Origin of the sequence: Pseudomonas sp. PS01303 (genome assembly GCF_029959385.1) — a bacterium.
GTDB classification, from domain to species: domain Bacteria; phylum Pseudomonadota; class Gammaproteobacteria; order Pseudomonadales; family Pseudomonadaceae; genus Aquipseudomonas; species Aquipseudomonas rustica.
The window spans coordinates 45,920-62,811 of sequence record NZ_JASCPK010000002.1 but is presented as its reverse complement, the minus strand read 5'-3'; the positions used below and the strand labels follow the sequence as shown (position 1 = coordinate 62,811).

The following is a 16,892-nucleotide window of genomic DNA, read 5'->3' as shown; positions in this document are numbered from 1 at the left end:
TCTAGCGCATGTGCAAAATGATCGGGCTGCTGCTGGCTGGATCAGTGTGTTCACGCAGCTTGCCAACGGCTTGCGCATCAACAGCGCTGGCCTGATTGCCCCATGTGCTGCGCATGAATGTCAGCACTTCGGCGATCTGCTGATCCGACAACTGCTCACGGAATGCCGGCATGCGATAGGCGTCCGGTACACCGGCAGCGACGATGCGCTGCGAGCCGTTCAAGGTGATGTTGATTGCCGAGGCACTCTCTTTGGCCAGCGCAGAAGTGGCGCCTGCCAGCGGCGGCATCCATTGCGCTTGCCCCTTGCCGTCGAGGCCGTGGCACGAGGCACAGCGCGTAACGTAGGTGTGACCACCCGGCGAATCCAGACGCGTCGCTGCCGAAACTGCCTGGTATTGCCATGGCTGGCCGTCGCGCTGCGGGTCGCCAGGCAACGATTTGAGATAGCGGGCGATGGCCGTCAGATCTTCGTCGCTCATGAACTGCGTGGAGTTGTTGAACGCCTCGGTCATTGAGCCGTAGACCACCGCGTGGCGATTGCGACCGGTTTTGAGGAACTGGACGATTTCCGCCTCGCTCCATCGGCCCAGCCCGGTGTTGTGGTCATCACGCAGACTCGGCGCGTACCAGCCATCCAGCAAGGAGCCCGCGAGGAACGGCGCAGCGGAATCATCCAGCGCCTTTTCGTTGAACGCCAGGCCGCGAGGCGTATGGCAACTACCGCAGTGGCCGGCGCCCTGCACCAGGTAAGCGCCGCGATTCCACACTTCATCTTGCGACGATTTGGGCAGGTAGGATCCACCGTCGACAAATACACCGTTCCACACGGCAATCGGCCAGCGCAGGTTCAGCGGCCAGGGAATCGAGCTCGCAAGGTTCGCTTGTTTGACCGGCGCCACGCCTTTCATGAAGAACGCATACAGCGCACGCACATCGTCGTCACTGAGCTTGGCGTACGACGGATAAGGCATCGCCGGGTACAAACGGCGACTGTCAGGTGCCACGCCGTGACGCACGGCACGGTCGAAATCGGCCAGGCTGTAACGACCAATCCCGGTTTGATGATCCGGGGTGATGTTGGTCGCGTGAATCGCGCCCAGCGGCGTGGCCATTTCCAGGCCGCCGGCGAACGGGGCCGCGCCCGGTACGCTGTGGCAAGCCACGCAATCGCTGAGCCTGGCGACGTATTCGCCCCGAGCCAGCAGCGCCGGGTCGACGTCGGCGGCAGTGATCGTGTGATCTTCAAAAGGCGAGACAGGCTCGCGGGTGACATACCAGGCCAGCAGGCCTGCCGCGACCAGGCACGGCACTGCCAGCCAGCCAGCGGTTCTTGCGAATCGGCTGTTATTCATGGACGCTCCGGCGCTGATCAAGTGAAGGTGTGTCGGCTCATGGGCAGGCTGCGAACCCGTTGCCCGGTGAGGGTTGCCACTGCGTTCGCCACGGCTGGCGCGACGGCGGGCAATGGTGGTTCGCCGATGCCGCCCATTTTTTCCCCGCTCTCGACAACACGCACATGCACCCGCGCCATCCGCGCAGGCGGCAGGATCGGGTACAAGTCGTAGTTGCGCGCGCGTGGTTTGCCATCCAGCCAAACGGCCTCTTCCACCAATGTCTGCGATAACCCCAACGCCACGGCACCATTGACCTGCGCCTCGACAATCGCCGGATTGACGATGCTGCCCGGGTCAATCGCCTGCCAGATGTCATGCACTTTGACCTGGCCGTTTTCGATCGACACCTCGGCGATTACCGCCGTGTGCGTTCCGAACGGCGAAGCCATTGCCACGCCACGCGCACGGCGACTGCCGTCCTCGGCGGTAAACGGGCCGCGCTTCCAGCCACCCGATAACTCACCCGCCGCTTGCAGCAAGGTGGTCAAACGTTTGTTGTCGCGCAGCAAATGCAGGCGCAGTTCGAACGGGTCTTTGCCGCCCTTATCGGCCAGTTCATCAAGGAACGATTCGTAGAAGAAGTCGTTGAGGGAATTGCCCACGGAACGCCAGTAACCGAGCATCGCCGGGCCTTTGACATAGATCTGCGCGATGCGCTTGTTGGCGATTGCATAGGATTTGCCCGACAACCCCTCAAGCGCGGTAGGGTCGAGTTTTTCGCCCTGCTTGCCAGCGAGGGCCTCGGTCGGGCCTTCGGTGGCACTGATCGCCTCGATTGCCAGCGGCCAGCCGTCCTTGTCCAGCGCGGCGCGGAAATTCACCGCCGCAACGGGGCGGAGCACGTCACGCAGAAACTCTTCCTCGCGACTCCAGATCAGTTTGACCGGGCGACCCACAGCTTTGGCCAACTCGATCGCCTGCGGATAAGGACTGGCGGAATCGTAGAGGAAATGCCGACCGAAGAAGCCCCCCAGCAGCGGCGAATGCAAGGTGATGCGCGACGGATCCAGGCCGGTGCGCTTGGCGATGTCCGCGCGGAACATGTCCGGCGCCTGATTGGGCAGCCAGACCTCCAGCGAACCGTCCGGATTGAATCTGGCCAGCGCCGAGGGCGGCTCCAACTGACCGTGGTTGAGGTATTGATTGTGGTAAGTGGCGTCGATCCGCGTCTTGGTATCAGCAAGAATGGTCGCGACGTCGCCTTCATGTTCATCATCTTTGGCGGGGCTTTTATCTTCAGCGAGGCGCTTGAGCCAGGCATCGCTGGAAAAGTCGGCGGGCATCGGCCGGACTTTGCTGTCGGCTGATGGTTCTTGCCAGTCGACCTGAATCGCCTCGACCGCGCGTTTCGCGTGCCACCAGCGCTCGGCAACCACTGCCACGGCGCCCGGCAGACGGTGCACGGAATGCACGCCTTGCATCGCCTTGACCTGGTCTTCGTTGCGCAGGTTGCCCACCGTCATGCCCAAACGCGGCGCATGCTGAACGGCGGCGTGCAGCATGTCGTCGACCTTCAGATCGATGCAGTACACCGCCTTGCCCGTGGACTTGTCATAGGCATCAAGGCGCTTCACCGGTTTGCCGATCCAGCGGAACTGGCTCGGATCTCGTAGTGTTATTGAGGCGGGATCGGGAACCGGCAGATCCATCGCACGCCCGGCCAATTCGCCGTAGGTCAACGACCGGCCCGACGCGGCATGCAGGACTTTACCGGGTTCGGTCGTCAGCTCGCCGACCGGCACGCCGAGTTTTTCCGCGCCGGCCTGCAACAGCATGGCGCGGGCCAGTGTGCCGAGGCGGCGCATCACCGGGTAACTCATGCGCACCGACATGCTGCCGCCGGTGATGCGCATGCCGTTCTTCAAAACCACATAGGCTTCACCGGGCGGTGCGGCTTCGACGAGGAAGGTCGCCGGGTCGGCATCGAGTTCTTCTCCGACAATTTGCGCCATCGCGGTGAACGTGCCCTGCCCGCCTTCCATAAACGGGCACAGCAGACGCACGCGGTTGTCCGGGCGAATTTCCAGAAACGCCGGGACTTGCGTACCGCGCTCGGCAGTCGCCGCAGCCGTTGCGGCCTGCACGCGGGTCGAACCGAGCGGCAGACCGAAGCCAAGCACCAGCGCACCGACGGCGGTACCGGTCAGAAAACGTCGGCGCGAGACATTGATCGGCTCGTGCAGCGCGAACGCGGATGCCTCACTGGACGGATCGATACGGATGCTCATCAGGCGTCCCTCTTGCCGGCCAGCTCATGCACGGCGGCATGAATGGCGTTGTAGGTGCCGCAGCGGCACAGATTGACCATCGCCGCGTCGATTTGCGCGTCACTTGGCTGCGGGTTTTGCTTGAGCAACGCCGTGGCGGCCATGACCTGCCCCGACTGACAGTAACCACACTGGGCCACTTGGAGATCGACCCAGGTCGCGACCACCCGTTTGCCGACTTCGTCAGCCTCGATGGCTTCAATGGTGGTGATTTCGCGGCCGACCACGCCGGCCACCGGCGTCACGCACGAACGCACCACATTGCCGTCGACCAGCACGGAACAGGCGCCGCACTGCGCCAGTCCGCAGCCGTACTTGGTGCCGGTCATGCCGAGGTCATCGCGGATCACCCACAGCAAGGGCGTATCGGCGTCGGCATCGACCTGATAGGTCTTCTGGTTGATTCGTAATTCCATGGCTCACCCGCTCTATCATCGGTTGACGTGCATTGTTATGAACGGTGACGCGCGGCGAGGCGCATCCCCGGTAAAGCGTGTCTGTGGTTTAACTTGCCGCTTCTGCTTCGATTGGTTGCCCGCGCAGCAGCGCCATGTCGCGACTGGGCGCGGTACCGAACAGGCGGCCATATTCACGGCTGAGCTGCGAAGGACTTTCGTAACCGACCGCAAACGCCGCGCGCGAAACGTCCAGGCGCTCGACCAGCATCAGCCGACGCGCCTCGTTGAGCCGCAGCCACTTCTGGTACTGCAGCGGGCTCATGCCAGTCAGTTGGCGGAAATGCAGGTGAAAAGTCGGCGCACTCATCTGCACGCGTGCGGCCAGATCGTCGATGCGCAGTGCAACGGTGTAGTTGAGTTTCAACCAGTCGATGGCTTTGGCGATGCGATAGCCCTGACCATCCACCGCAGTGATCTGCCGCAGACGTGAACCTTGATCGGTATTGAGGAGCCGGTAGTGGATTTCACGCAGGATCAGCGGCGCCAGCACCGGGATCGCCTCGGGTTCATCAAGCAGGGCCAACAGCCGATCAAGCGCGCCTTCCAGCGCCGAGGACACATTGCCAATGCCGGCGCCGGTGCCTGTGGATGGCTGCCGCTTGGCGGGCAAGCCACTTTTGGTGATGACCTCGGCGAGCATGCCGATGTCCAGTTTCAACACCAGACCGACACAGGGCTGCTCAGGGCTGGCGAGCAGCACTTCGGAGTTGGCGGGCAAATCCAGCGACGTGACCAGAAACCGCGAAGGGTCGTAACGATAACCCTCCCCGCCGACCCACAAGCGTTTCTCGCCACGGCCGACCAGAATCAGGCTCGGTTCGATCATGCACACGGCAGGTGGCGCTGGCTGGTCGCGGCGAAACAGCGACAGCCCGGGTATGCACGTCGCGAAGTCACCCGCTGCGCTGATGCGCGGGTCAATCTGCAACGCTAACGGCGATTCATGGCGTTGGGGGATGTGGATCATGGTCGGTCACTCCTGTTGACCGAACTGTAGTCCGCGCAACCGAGCTTTCCTATCCACAACCCTGCATCCTCAGAGGATCAGGCAAGCATTCAAGAGGAATGCACTAGAGCAGCGGCGGATCGACCGGGAGAATGTGTCGAACTGTTACAGGGGCATGCCCTTGCAGGCATCCATCGCTTCAACCCCTGCGCATCACCTCCTTACGCTTTTCGCGCAACACAGGTAGTTTCCATGACAACCCCTCTTACCGATCCTGCTACAAAGAAAAGCGGCTGGAGCGCCGTGCTGGCCATGTCCCTGGCCGCGTTCGCTCTGGTCGCTTCAGAATTCATGCCGGTCAGCCTGCTGACGCCGATTGCCGCCGATTTGCACATCACCGAAGGCCAGGCGGGTCAGGGCATTTCCGTGTCCGGTGCGTTCGCGTTGATCACCAGCCTGCTGATTGCAAGCATCGCTGCCCGCGTTGAACGCAAGAAATTGCTGTTGAGTCTGACCTTGCTGATGATCGTGTCAGGCACGATCGTCGCGCTCGCGCCGGGGTATCCGTCATTCATGATCGGACGTGCCTTGATCGGCATCGCCATCGGTGGTTTCTGGTCATTGTCGGCGGCGACGGCCATGCGTCTGGTGGCGCCTGATCAAGTACCGCGCGCACTGGCCATGGTCAACGGTGGCAACGCGCTCGCAACGGTGATCGCCGCCCCGGCGGGCGCCTTCCTCGGTTCGTTGATCGGCTGGCGCGGTGCGTTTTTCTGTGTGGTGCCGGTGGCAGCGCTGGCCGCGGTGTGGTTGATGATCAGCCTTCCGTCCTTCAAGGCCGAACGCAAGGCCGGCGGCGCCAACGCCCTGCAACTGATGCGTCAGCCGCCCGTGGCCTTGGGCATGATCGCCGTCAGCGTGTTTTTCATGGGCCAGTTCATGTTGTTCACTTACCTGCGCCCGTTCCTTGAGGGCGTCACCGGCGTCAGTGTTTCAACACTGTCTTTGATGCTGCTGGGGCTGGGACTCGCAGGGTTTATCGGCACCTTTCTGATCGAAAGATTCATGGGCCGCGGCCTCTACCGCACGCTCACGGTTATCCCGTTGATCATGGCCGGCATCGCTTTGGCGCTGGTGAACTTCGGCGAGTCGGCAATGCTGACGGCCGTGCTGCTCGGACTGTGGGGATTGGTCGCCACGGCCGCGCCGGTCGGCTGGTGGACATGGCTGGCGCAGACGCTGCCGGATGATGCGGAAGCCGGTGGCGGCATGCTGGTGGCGATTGTTCAACTGGCGATCGCCGGCGGCGCCATCGTCGGCGGTTTGGCCTTTGATCTGAGCGGCTACAAAGCCACATTCGAGCTGAGCGCTGCCGTGTTGGTCGTCGCGTCCGTACTCGCGTGGCTGGCAGGTCGCGCAGCCACTGAAGTGCATTTTGCCGAATCGAACGTGACGGCCTGACGTGATCAGAACGCCGGCACTACATCGCCGTGATAACGCTCAAGAATGAACTGCTTCACCGGTCGGGCTGAATGTCGTCAGAGAAAACTTTGTCGTCGAATGTCACGCTTCTTTGGCAAGCTGAGGTTTAAGAAACAGAACCCATGGCGGCGACCAGCAGTGCGACGGAGAGCGCGACACGTTTCACGATAGTTTTCCTTCGAAGCGTTTCAGGGAGAAAGAGGACAGATCCAGGTCGGTCGAGCCACGCATGCACCACTGTGCAAACGCCTCGCCCAGTGCCGCGGAATGCTTGAAGCCATGGCCCGAACACGCCGACACGAACAGCGTGTGTTGCAGCGACGGATGCTCGTCGATGATGAAGTGGCGATCCGGCGTGACGGTGTAGGCGCAGACGGCGGATTTGCTGACCTTTGCGGTCACGCCGGCGATGCGCTTGTGTACTTGCTGCTCGTACATGTCCTGCGCTTCGGCTGCTGAAACCGTGCGGTCGATGGCCTGCGGCGCCGATGCGGTGTGGTACTGCGCGGTAGCGATTTTCAGGCTGCCTTCGCCGGGTAATGCGGGGAAGCCATAGTTGATTTTGTCGTCGCCACGGCCGTGGGTCAGGATAAACGTCGGTGAATGGCCCACCAGTCCGGCGTTCTCTTCCAGTTCGAACCAGAACAGTTTCTGCCGGTACACACTGAGCAGATTTTCAAACGGTTTGCCGAGCAACTCACCGCTCCAGTTGCCTGCGCTGATCACCAGTTTGTTGGCAAACAGCGTGCGGCGGTCGGTGGTAACGGTGACACCGTCCGCGTCCGAGGTGATTGCGGTGACGGTCTCGCCTTTATAAAGCGTCGCCTTGTGCTGCTCGGCCAGTTTGAGCTGCACATCGATGCAGCGCTCCGGACGCACGAAGCCGCCACCGGGTTCGAAATAACCGATGGCCGAGTCGTGCACGTTGGCGAATTGAGGAAAGCGCTGGCGAATCTGCTCGGCGGACAAGACTTCGTGCTCGATGCCGTAGGTCTGCGCCAGCCCGATGGTGCGCAAGGTGAAGTCGCTCTGATCTGCAGGATCGAACTCGGCGCTCGACGTCAGCACCAGAAGCCCGGATTGCTCGAACAGCGACTCACCCGACAACGCCTCAAGCTCACGCCAGATGCGATGCGAATTGCGCACGATCGGCACATATTGCGCGCCCTCGCCAACCGAAAGCCTTGTGATTCGGGTATCACCATGACTGGAGCCGAGGTTATGCGGCGGGTGATGACGATCAATTCCGACGACGTTCACCCCCGCTTTCGCCAACTGGTAAACCGTGGCGGCGCCCATCGCGCCCAAGCCTAAAACCAGCACCTCACATCGCTCGGACATAAATAGTCACCGATCAAAAAGGCGCCAGTTGAGCGGTAAAAGAATCGGAATTCCAAGATTAAAAAAGCATATCCATATAGCTCGACGCGTCCACCGGAGGCTCTGGTTCGGGCTTCCGGGTGGTTATTCGTCGCATTTACAACGTGGCGCAAATGATTTACGCCTTGCGGCGCGACATTCAGTGTCTGTCACAAATCACAATAGAGCTGACATAACAGCGTTTTTTTGCATATTTCGACAGACATTTCAGCGTCTAAGCTTCACCTCAGGCATGAGCCAAAACCGCGAACTACGCTTCACGGTGAAATTTGTGATTTAACTAGGTAGTTACCTAACTATATAATGCGTGCCTCATTTCAACGGGACACTCAACGTGAAGCAGAGTCAACGCCTCTCGGGCATATCAAAATTCATTCTGGTCGGGCTGGGCGTCGTCATCGCCCTGCTCGGCTTGGCGCTGGCTGCGGGCGGCGTGAAGTTGGTCAGCCTGGGAGGCTCGTGGTACTTCCTGGTGGGTGGCTTGGTCATGGCCGTTTCCGGTCTGCTGATCGCGCGCTTCAAGCTGAGCGGTGCCTGGTTGTTCGCCGCGTTCCTGGTCGGGACGGCGATCTGGGCTGTCAGTGATGCCGGTCTGGTGTTCTGGCCGGTGTTCTCGCGCCTGTTCATGTTCAGCGCGATCGGCTTGGTGGTGGCCTTGGTCTACCCGATGCTCAAGCGCGCCAACGGTGGCGTTGCGGGTCGCGGCGCTTACGGCGTTGCCGCTGTATTGGCGGTCGGTTTGGCCGTCGCTGCGGGCAACATGTTCGTCGCGCATCCGACCGTTGCCGCCACCGGCACTGGCCCGGGCCTCACTCCGGTCGAGCCGGACAAGGCGCAGAAGGATTGGGCGCACTACGGTAATACCGAAGGTGGCAGCCGCTTCGCTGCACTGGATCAGATCAATCGCAACAACGTCGACAAGCTCAAAGTCGCCTGGACCTATCACACCGGCGACATCGCCGAGAGCGATGGCAACGGCGCCGAAGACCAGCTCACCCCGCTGCAAATCGGCAACAAAGTGTTCATCTGCACCCCGCACAACAACCTGATCGCCCTCGATGCCGACACCGGCCAAGAGCTGTGGAAGAACTCGATCAACGCCCAGTCGAAAGTCTGGCAGCGCTGCCGTGGCATGGCCTATTTCGATGCGACTGCCGCCATTGCTCAGCCGAGCAATTCGAGCATCATCGAAGCCAAACCGGTGCCGGCCGCCAATTGCCAGCGTCGTCTGCTGACCAACACCATTGATGCTCGCCTGATCGCGGTCGATGCCGACACTGGCGAGTTCTGTCAGGGTTTCGGCAACAACGGTCAGGTCGATCTGAAGGCCGGTCTGGGTAACGTCCCGGACAGCTACTATCAGTTGTCCTCCGCACCGTTGATGGCCGGCACCACTGTCGTGGTCGGCGGTCGCGTGGCTGACAACGTGCAAACCGACATGCCGGGCGGCGTGATCCGTGGTTTCGACGTGATGACCGGCGCCATGCGCTGGGCGTTCGACCCGGGCAACCCGCAGGATCGCAACGCGCCGGCAGACGGCAGCACTTACGTGCGCAGCACGCCGAACAGCTGGGCGCCGATGTCGTATGACTCGGCGACCAACACGGTCTTCCTGCCGATGGGCAGTTCGTCCACCGACATCTATGGTGTCGAGCGCAGCAAACTCGATCACACCTACGGTGCTTCGATTCTCGCGCTGGACGCCAGCAGCGGCGAAGAGCGCTGGGTGTTCCAGACCGTGCACAACGATCTCTGGGACTTCGACCTGCCAATGCAGCCGAGCCTGATCGACTTCACCAAGGACGGCAAAACCGTTCCGGCGCTGGTCATCGGCACCAAGGCAGGGCAGATCTACGTGCTCGACCGTGCCACCGGCAAACCGCTGACCGACGTGAAAGAAGTGCCGGTCAAAGCGGCGAACATCCCGAACGAACCGTACTCCCCTACCCAGCCGAAATCGGTGGGCATGCCGCAGATCGGTGCGCAGCACCTGACCGAATCCGACATGTGGGGCGCCACCCCGTACGATCAGTTGCTCTGCCGCATCGACTTCAAAGGCATGCGTTACGACGGTTTGTACACCGCGCCGGGCATGGATAAATCGTTGAGCTTCCCGGGTTCGCTGGGCGGCATGAACTGGGGCAGCATCTCGACTGACCCGGTACACGGTTTCATCTTCGTCAACGACATGCGCCTGGGTCTGTGGATTCAGATGATCCCGTCGCAGAACAAAGGCCAGGCCACATCCGGCGGCGAAGCACTGAACACCGGCATGGGCGCCGTTCCGCTGAAGGGCACGCCTTACGCCGTGAACAAAAACCGCTTCCTGTCGGTGGCCGGCATTCCATGCCAGGCACCGCCGTTCGGCACCCTGACCGCAATCGACATGAAGACGCAGAAAATCGCCTGGCAGGTTCCAGTCGGCACGGTTGAAGACACCGGTCCGTTGGGTATCCGCATGCACCTGCCGATCAAGATCGGTCTGCCAACCCTCGGCGGCACGCTGTCGACCCAGGGTGGCCTGATCTTCATCGCCGGCACGCAAGACTTCTACCTGCGCGCGTTCAACAGCGGCAACGGTGAAGAAGTCTGGAAAGCGCGTCTGCCGGTGGGCAGCCAGGGCGGCCCGATGACTTACGTCTCGCCGAAAACCGGCAAGCAGTACATCGTCATCACCGCGGGCGGCGCTCGTCAGTCGACCGATCGTGGCGACCTCGTCATGGCCTACGCGTTGCCGTAAGCCGTCGTCACTTCATCCAGTCAAGCGCGGCACCTTAGGGTGCCGCGCTGCTTTGCTCCATTGCCCAAGATTCCAGCAGGAAGATTCACATGCAATCGGCTGTTCGTTTTTCTCGTTCCGACCTGTTCAAAGGCCTGTTGATCGGCCTTTCCTGCACCACTGCCCTCCCCGCGCTGGCCGCCGGCGATTCCGATCTGTTGACCCGCAGCACGCTTACCGGCGACTGGAGCGGCTTGCGTCATCAGATGGATGAAGAAGGTGTCAAATTCACCGGCGACTACAGCGGTGAAACCGCTTACAACGCTGACGGCGGCCTGCACCGTTCGGCGCGTTACTCGCAGAACATCAAGCTCGGCGTGCAGTTCGATCTGAGCAAACTGTACGGCGTCGACAACGCCGGCAAAGTGCAATTGACCATCAACGACCGCCGCGGCAACAGCGCTTCGGAAGACCTTGTCGGCAACCGTTTGCCGATTCAGGAAAACTACGGCGGCTTGTACACGCGCCTGACCGAACTGAGTTACGAGCGCAGCCTGTTTACCCCGGCGCTCAATGTGAAACTCGGCTACATGGCGATGGGCAACGACCTCGGCGGCCTCGACAGCGGCATTCTCTGCAACTTCATGAACGCCGGGTTCTGCGGTCATCCGCTGAACATGTCCGGTGGCAGCGGCTGGACCAACTACCCCAACGCGCATTTGGGCGTGCGGGTGAAATATGACCTGTCGTCCTCCTGGCAATTGCGCGTGGCGGCGTTCAACGTCGACCCGCAAAGCAACGGCAACTCCAGCCGCGCCTGGCACCTTGGGCCGAAACACACCACCGGTACCGTGGTGCCGATCGAGCTGGTGTACAAGCACGGCGGCGAATTGCCTGGCGAATACAAGGTGGGTTACTACTACGACAGCTCCGACGTGAAACGCATCGGCAGCGACGATGAAGTGTCCGGTCGCGGCGGTCATTATTTGCTGGTTGATCAAGCGGTGTGGGCTTCGCAGACTTCCACCGGCCGCAGCCTGCACGCGTTCGGGCAGTATTCAGCGGCCAGCGACGCGGCTTCGCCGTTCAGCAAGTGGTATGGCACTGGCGTGGTGTTGTACAAACCGTTCGACAGCCGCCCGCATGACACCGTCGCGCTGGGTTACGGTCGCGCCGTGCCTAACCCGCGCAGCCGTGATGTGCAGCAAGATGCCGCGCTGGCCAATGACACCGCGTTCCCGAACCTGGACAGCGCCGAGCAATTGATCGAACTGGGTTACGGCTATCAAGCCACGCCATGGCTGACGCTGCGCCCGAATGTGCAATACATCATCGAACCGGGCGCGTTCTCGGGGCAAGACATCGACAACGCACTGGTCGTGGGCCTGCAAGTAAAAGCCTCGCTCTAACACCACGCCTTGTAGGAGCAAAGCTTGCTCGCGAAAGCGTCTCTACATTCAGCCTGTGCATCGGCTGAACCACCGCCTTCGCGAGCAAGCTTTGCTCCTACGAGTTTTGGGCCGTACTCAGAATCCCAAACACCCGCAAATCCCTGTAGGAGCCGAGCTTGCTCGCGAAAGCGGTGGTGCATACAACGCAGAGGTTTCAGTGTTGCAGCGCGTAGCGTCGGCAATGCTCTAAATAGCCTTTCTCATGACTGCCGACTAACTGCACAACGCTCGACCAAAGCCACGACGGCGCATCCAGTGTCTTCGAACGGCAGTTTTGCAGTTCGCTGATCCACGCTGACCGCGTCGCCAGATCCATCTGTCGCGCATGGGCAATCCCCACCACTCGCGCCAAATACCCCGCCGCCAACATCGCATCACGCTGACTCAACTGATCGAGTTCCAGCTTCATGTCTTGCGGCAACAATTCGCGGACAAAAAAGCCATGATCAAGCACGCGCGTCGCAATCATGCGGTTACCCAACCCCGGCGATAGAAGCCGCGCGCCTTCTACGACACGTTTACCGTTATCGCGCGGCATCGAAGATCTGGCCGCACGGGGTGCTGCAGCCGTTACCGCTTCTTTGACATCGAGCAGGCAGAAATCCTGATCATCGCCCTCGCCCACGCCCAACAACACCGCGTAACGCTTCAGTCCGAGCGAACTGCAGCCTTTGACCCAATACGCCGAGTCGAGCAGTTTGACCCGGTCATCCTTCGACCGGCCCTTCAACGAGGTCACCAACGTATGAATGTCATCGCTCGCGCACAGGGTTTTCAGCGCCGCACGCTCTGCCCGCGAAAGCGACCAGAAGTGTTTGCCCAAGGGAATCGTCGGTTTGGTGTTCTCGATACGCTCCTGCGCCAGATGCTTCCACGTGCGCTGCACGGCACTGCGCATGCCCGCCTTGACCTGCGCCGGGCGTGGCGGTTCTTTATCGACGTCGTCGACAAAGGCTTGTTCGTAGCCGCGCATCATTTCTTCGAGCATGCGCGCGGTCGCGACACCGGGCAGATCGGAACCGCGTGCCGCCGTGGCCAATGACAGGGCAAGCCTGACCAGGTCGTGCGCGGGATTGCCGATAACGGTCTGATCGAGGTCGCGGATATGGATGTCGATTTGCCCTTTCAGATCCCCGGTCGGCCCGAGATTGCCGGCGTGGCAATCGCCACAGATCCATACGGCAGGCCCGTGGGGAAGGCGCCGGCCGGGTTGGCTGTGCAGCCATTCATAAAATTGCACCGTGCTACCGCGAACATAAGCATGCGCAGACCTCGCCATCTTGAAATTTCGCAGTTGCGAAAGGGTTTCCAGGCGTGCGGAGGGACGAGGTGTTTTCATGGGGACTTCTGGCAGGGGATGTGCTCTGTTGACCCCTGCCATCGAGTGAATGTTTCAGAATGTTTCTGGATTCTTATAAATCTTCACAAATACCAGCGATACTCCCGCGCGCTGATCTCCTGCATAAACGCCAAATGATCCTGACGTTTGTTCTCGCAATACACGTCCACAAACTCGGCGCCCAGCCCTTCACGCAATTGCGGCTGCTGCTGCATGGTTTTTACCGCTTCAAACATTTCCGTGGGGAAACCGATACCGCTGTCACGGTCTTCATTCAGCGGCGCAATGGGTTCCTTGCCCGCTGCCAGGCCGTGCTCCAGTCCCACCAGAATCGCTGCCAACACCAGATACGGATTGGCATCCGCGCCGGCCAGTCGATATTCAATGCGCAGGTTTTTCGCGTCCGATTCAGGAATGCGCAAACACGCATCACGATCCTCAAAACCCCAGCTTGCCTTGGTCGCCGTGTTCACCGTACCGCCCAAGCGACGCATCGCGTTTTGGTTCGGGGCGAAGATCGGCATGCTGTGCGGCAACAATTCCAGACACCCCGCCACCGCATGACGCAACGGCTGTTGCTGATTCGCCGCCAGCAGGTTATTGCCGTCAGCATCGTACAAACTGACGTGCACATGCATGCCACTGCCCGGGTGCTGCAAATACGGTTTGGCCATGAAACTGGCGCGATAACCGTGCTTGAGCGCCACGCCACGGGTGCTGCGGCAGAACAGCGCCGCCCAATCTGCTGCACGCAAACCGTCGTCGAGATGACCGAAATTGATTTCAAACTGACCGGGGCCGAGTTCTGCGGTGATCACCGTGGCGTCGATGCCTTGAGCGCGCGTCGCTTCAACCATTTCATCGAGCACAGGCGCAAACCGCGACAGGCGTTCGATGTGCATGTTCGGCTGATCATCGGCATCGTCGGTCAGGTCATCACGAGGGAATTGCGGGAGGCCGTCGCGCAGCTTTTTATCGAACAGATAAAACTCCAGCTCGAACGCCACCACTGGGTGAATGCCTTTGCGCGCCAGTCGATCGAGCACCTGCGCCAGCACTTCACGGGGTTCGAATTCGATGGGTTTTTCAGTGCCGTCCGAGGTAATCAACATCTGCCCCAGCGGCTGCGCTTCCCAGGTCACCGGTTTCAAAGTGCCCGGCACCAAACGCCGTACGGCATCCGGATCGCCATCGTTAAAGCAGTAATCACCAATTTTGAACAAACCGCCCTGCACGCCCAGCAGCACGCAGTTCTGCGGCAGCTTGAGCGCGCTGCCCGCCGCGACTTTTTCGAGCATGTCGATCGGGTAGCGCTTGCCGTAAAAGTGCCCCGGAATATCCAGAGAAATCAGGTCGACATAACGCACTTCGGGGTGTTGTTGGCGAAACGCGCGCACTTCAGCCAACAGGTCGGCGCAGACAGCGTCCATCGTGTTCATCCTTTATTTGTTGTTATCAGGTGTAGACCCACAGCACGCGTGTGAGCTGATCGGTGAGATTGCCGTAGCGGCAAACGGTGTGGCTGTCGAACTGGAAACTGTCGCCGGCCTTGAGCGTTGCCGGCTCTTCGTCGTCGCCCAGCCACAGCGTCAACTCGCCCTCGAGCACGTAACCACCCTGCTCCGAGCTGTCCGTCATATGCCGATCGCCGCTGCTGGCGCCCGCTTCCAGATGACTTTCAAGCATCGAAAACGAGGCGCGCATCTGCGGCGACACCAGAATGTCGGTGATGCCGTTGGCGTAATACAGTGTGCGGCGTTCGTCCGGGCGCGTGACCCACGGCAGCTCTTTGGGTTTGGGCAAACTGTAGAAATACGTGGTCGGCACGCCAAAGGTTTCGCTGATCGCGGTGAGGTCTGCCACGGTTGGCCGCGACAAGCCGCGCTCGACCTGCGAGAGAAAACCCACCGAGCGGCCGATCTTGTCGGCCAACTCCTTCAAGGTCCACTTCTTGTGCTTGCGCAGGTCGTGGATGAGGATCGCCAGTGCGGCGATTTCTTCTTGCTTGTTCATGATTCAACTTCCGGAAAGTGACGCATCAGACGCTGTCACGCAGTCGATACCAGGCCTTGCCGATGGCTTCCAGCGGCGCTGCAAAATGTTTACCACCGGGGAAGCGACCGTTGCTCAGGCCTTGGTACAACGCCAATTCATCGCTCTGACCGAGAATGGCATCGGACACCGCGCGGGCGGCGGCCAGTGTCGGCAACACGCCATGCCCCGAGTAACCCTGAAGCCAATAGCGGTTGCCCTCGCTGCCGACATCCGGCGTGCGCTTCAACGTCAGATCGATATGGCCGCCCCAGGCAAATTCCACCTCGACGCCTTTGAGTTGCGGGAACACTCGCTGCAGAAACGGCCGAGTGGCCGCCGCAATATCCTTGGGCATGCCGCCCAGATACGTGCAGCCACCGCCGAACAACAAGCGGTTGTCCGGTGTGCGGCGGAAGTAATCGAGGACGAATTGGTTGTCGGTCACGCAGACGTTGCTCGGCAGCAATGCCGTGGCTTGCTCCGGCGTCAACGTCGCGGTGGCGACCTGATAAGTGCCGACCGGCAAAATGCAGGCGGCCAGTTGCGGATCGAGTTCATCGAGATAAGCGTTGCAGGCAAGGATCAACACATCAGCGCGAACTGATCCGCGCGCAGTGTTGACCCGAAAACCTGCGCCCTCCTCCTGATAACTCAGCGCTTTGCTTTGTTCGTAGATGTGGCCACCGGCACGTTCTATCGCGGCGGCAAGGCCGAGGGCCAGTTTCAAAGGATTGAGGTGTGCGCCTTCCGGATCGTAGAGCCCGGCCTGATAGCGATCGCTGGCCACCCACTCGGGCAACTGTTCACGCGGAATGAACTGCAAAGCATCGTGGCCCCATTTGTGGCTGGCCTCGTGTTGCCATTCGGTCAGCAATCCAACCCGACGCGGCATCACCGACGTCCACAAATGGCCGGGCCGGTAGTCGCAATCAAAACCATGACGCCCCGGCAATTCACGCAACTCCTGCGCCGCCCAGCGCATACCGTCCCACAGACGTTTGGCGCGTTCATGGCCGAGCGCGGCTTCCAGCGGCGGCATGTCGCACGACCAGCCAAGAATCGCCTGCCCGCCATTACGCCCCGAAGCCGCCCACGCCACCCGACTGGCTTCCAGCAACGTCACGCGTTTACCGGCCAAGGCCAGACGCAACGCGGTGTGCAGACCGCTGAAACCGGCGCCGATGATGACGACGTCGGTGTGCTGCTCACCTTCCAGCGCAGGTCGCTCACGCAAAATATCCGCGCAACTGTGGGCGTAATAGCTGTCGACGTGCTGCGTGGATTGCTGAAACATTCGTGACCTCATGAAATTATCTTTTTATAATTTCATGAAAATCTACAGAATTAATTTCATATCAGCAACCCGCAGACGTCAAACCGCTGGGTGTCGGAGGTAATCTGCATTCACTGCCAGCATTGC

The 16,892-nt window shown here is 60.8% G+C and carries 12 protein-coding genes; 3 read left to right on the top strand and 9 right to left on the bottom strand.

Going from position 1 to position 16,892, the window contains the following annotated elements; translation table 11 throughout:
• Nucleotide 1: 1 nt before the first annotated feature.
• The 4 genes from QMX93_RS01185 to QMX93_RS01170 all read right to left on the bottom strand — a co-directional run bounded on the left by QMX93_RS01185 (nt 2) and on the right by QMX93_RS01170 (nt 5,088).
• Nucleotides 2–1,354 (bottom strand): cytochrome c, encoded by a 1,353-nt coding sequence (locus QMX93_RS01185; RefSeq protein ID WP_282351722.1) that lies wholly within the window; start codon nt 1,352–1,354, stop codon nt 2–4.
• A gap of 17 nt (nt 1,355–1,371) precedes the next feature.
• Nucleotides 1,372–3,624, bottom strand: a complete 2,253-nt coding sequence (locus tag QMX93_RS01180) for a molybdopterin cofactor-binding domain-containing protein (protein WP_282351720.1) — start codon at nt 3,622–3,624, stop codon at nt 1,372–1,374.
• Nucleotides 3,624–4,079: a (2Fe-2S)-binding protein gene (locus QMX93_RS01175; RefSeq protein WP_282351718.1), complete on the bottom strand. Its 456-nt coding sequence runs from the start codon at nt 4,077–4,079 to the stop codon at nt 3,624–3,626. Before QMX93_RS01175 ends, QMX93_RS01180 begins: the two co-directional genes overlap by 1 nt.
• Nucleotides 4,080–4,167: 88 nt before the next feature.
• Nucleotides 4,168–5,088 carry an AraC family transcriptional regulator gene (locus QMX93_RS01170; protein WP_282351715.1) on the bottom strand — a complete coding sequence of 307 codons (921 nt, stop codon included), beginning with the start codon at nt 5,086–5,088 and terminating at the stop codon, nt 4,168–4,170.
• Nucleotides 5,089–5,319: 231 nt separating this feature from the next.
• Here QMX93_RS01170 and QMX93_RS01165 point away from each other — a divergent pair, with 231 nt between their 5' ends.
• Nucleotides 5,320–6,528 carry an MFS transporter gene (locus QMX93_RS01165; RefSeq protein WP_282351713.1) on the top strand — a complete coding sequence of 403 codons (1,209 nt, stop codon included), beginning with the start codon at nt 5,320–5,322 and terminating at the stop codon, nt 6,526–6,528.
• 183 nt (nt 6,529–6,711) lie between these two features.
• Here the strand turns inward: QMX93_RS01165 and solA are convergent, their stop codons facing one another.
• Nucleotides 6,712–7,890 carry an N-methyl-L-tryptophan oxidase gene (gene solA / locus QMX93_RS01160; RefSeq protein ID WP_282351711.1) on the bottom strand — a complete coding sequence of 393 codons (1,179 nt, stop codon included), beginning with the start codon at nt 7,888–7,890 and terminating at the stop codon, nt 6,712–6,714.
• A gap of 373 nt (nt 7,891–8,263) precedes the next feature.
• Here solA and QMX93_RS01155 point away from each other — a divergent pair, with 373 nt between their 5' ends.
• Entirely contained in the window at nt 8,264–10,669 is a 2,406-nt protein-coding gene (locus QMX93_RS01155) for a glucose/quinate/shikimate family membrane-bound PQQ-dependent dehydrogenase (protein ID WP_282351708.1), read from the top strand.
• Nucleotides 10,670–10,758: 89 nt separating this feature from the next.
• On the top strand, nt 10,759–12,057 hold the full coding sequence (locus QMX93_RS01150) for a carbohydrate porin (RefSeq protein WP_282351705.1): 1,299 nt from the start codon (nt 10,759–10,761) through the stop codon (nt 12,055–12,057).
• Between the two features lie 196 nt (nt 12,058–12,253).
• Here QMX93_RS01150 and QMX93_RS01145 read toward each other — a convergent pair whose 3' ends face one another.
• The 4 genes from QMX93_RS01145 to QMX93_RS01130 form a co-directional block, all read right to left on the bottom strand.
• The gene (locus tag QMX93_RS01145) at nt 12,254–13,438 is read right to left on the bottom strand and encodes a DUF2252 family protein (RefSeq protein ID WP_282351702.1); all 1,185 of its coding nucleotides are present in this window, start codon (nt 13,436–13,438) and stop codon (nt 12,254–12,256) included.
• Nucleotides 13,439–13,521: 83 nt separating this feature from the next.
• Complete coding sequence (locus tag QMX93_RS01140; RefSeq protein ID WP_053120123.1) at nt 13,522–14,868, bottom strand: glutamine synthetase family protein; 1,347 nt, start codon at nt 14,866–14,868, stop codon at nt 13,522–13,524.
• Between the two features lie 25 nt (nt 14,869–14,893).
• Nucleotides 14,894–15,451, bottom strand: a complete 558-nt coding sequence (locus QMX93_RS01135) for an XRE family transcriptional regulator (RefSeq protein WP_053120121.1) — start codon at nt 15,449–15,451, stop codon at nt 14,894–14,896.
• 25 nt (nt 15,452–15,476) lie between these two features.
• The gene (locus tag QMX93_RS01130) at nt 15,477–16,766 is read right to left on the bottom strand and encodes an FAD-binding oxidoreductase (RefSeq protein WP_282351698.1); all 1,290 of its coding nucleotides are present in this window, start codon (nt 16,764–16,766) and stop codon (nt 15,477–15,479) included.
• Nucleotides 16,767–16,892 lie beyond the last annotated feature (126 nt).

Excerpts from the sequence above, each read along its gene's own strand:
- QMX93_RS01185 (WP_282351722.1), bottom strand. The coding sequence starts at position 1,354 with ATGAATAACAGCCGATTCGCAAGAACCGCTGGCTGGCTGGCAGTGCCG.
- QMX93_RS01180 (WP_282351720.1), bottom strand. The coding sequence starts at position 3,624 with ATGAGCATCCGTATCGATCCGTCCAGTGAGGCATCCGCGTTCGCGCTG.
- QMX93_RS01175 (WP_282351718.1), bottom strand. The coding sequence starts at position 4,079 with ATGGAATTACGAATCAACCAGAAGACCTATCAGGTCGATGCCGACGCC.
- QMX93_RS01170 (WP_282351715.1), bottom strand. The coding sequence starts at position 5,088 with ATGATCCACATCCCCCAACGCCATGAATCGCCGTTAGCGTTGCAGATT.
- QMX93_RS01165 (WP_282351713.1), top strand. The coding sequence starts at position 5,320 with ATGACAACCCCTCTTACCGATCCTGCTACAAAGAAAAGCGGCTGGAGC.
- solA (WP_282351711.1), bottom strand. The coding sequence starts at position 7,890 with ATGTCCGAGCGATGTGAGGTGCTGGTTTTAGGCTTGGGCGCGATGGGC.
- QMX93_RS01150 (WP_282351705.1), top strand. The coding sequence starts at position 10,759 with ATGCAATCGGCTGTTCGTTTTTCTCGTTCCGACCTGTTCAAAGGCCTG.
- QMX93_RS01145 (WP_282351702.1), bottom strand. The coding sequence starts at position 13,438 with ATGAAAACACCTCGTCCCTCCGCACGCCTGGAAACCCTTTCGCAACTG.
- QMX93_RS01140 (WP_053120123.1), bottom strand. The coding sequence starts at position 14,868 with ATGGACGCTGTCTGCGCCGACCTGTTGGCTGAAGTGCGCGCGTTTCGC.
- QMX93_RS01135 (WP_053120121.1), bottom strand. The coding sequence starts at position 15,451 with ATGAACAAGCAAGAAGAAATCGCCGCACTGGCGATCCTCATCCACGAC.
- QMX93_RS01130 (WP_282351698.1), bottom strand. The coding sequence starts at position 16,766 with ATGTTTCAGCAATCCACGCAGCACGTCGACAGCTATTACGCCCACAGT.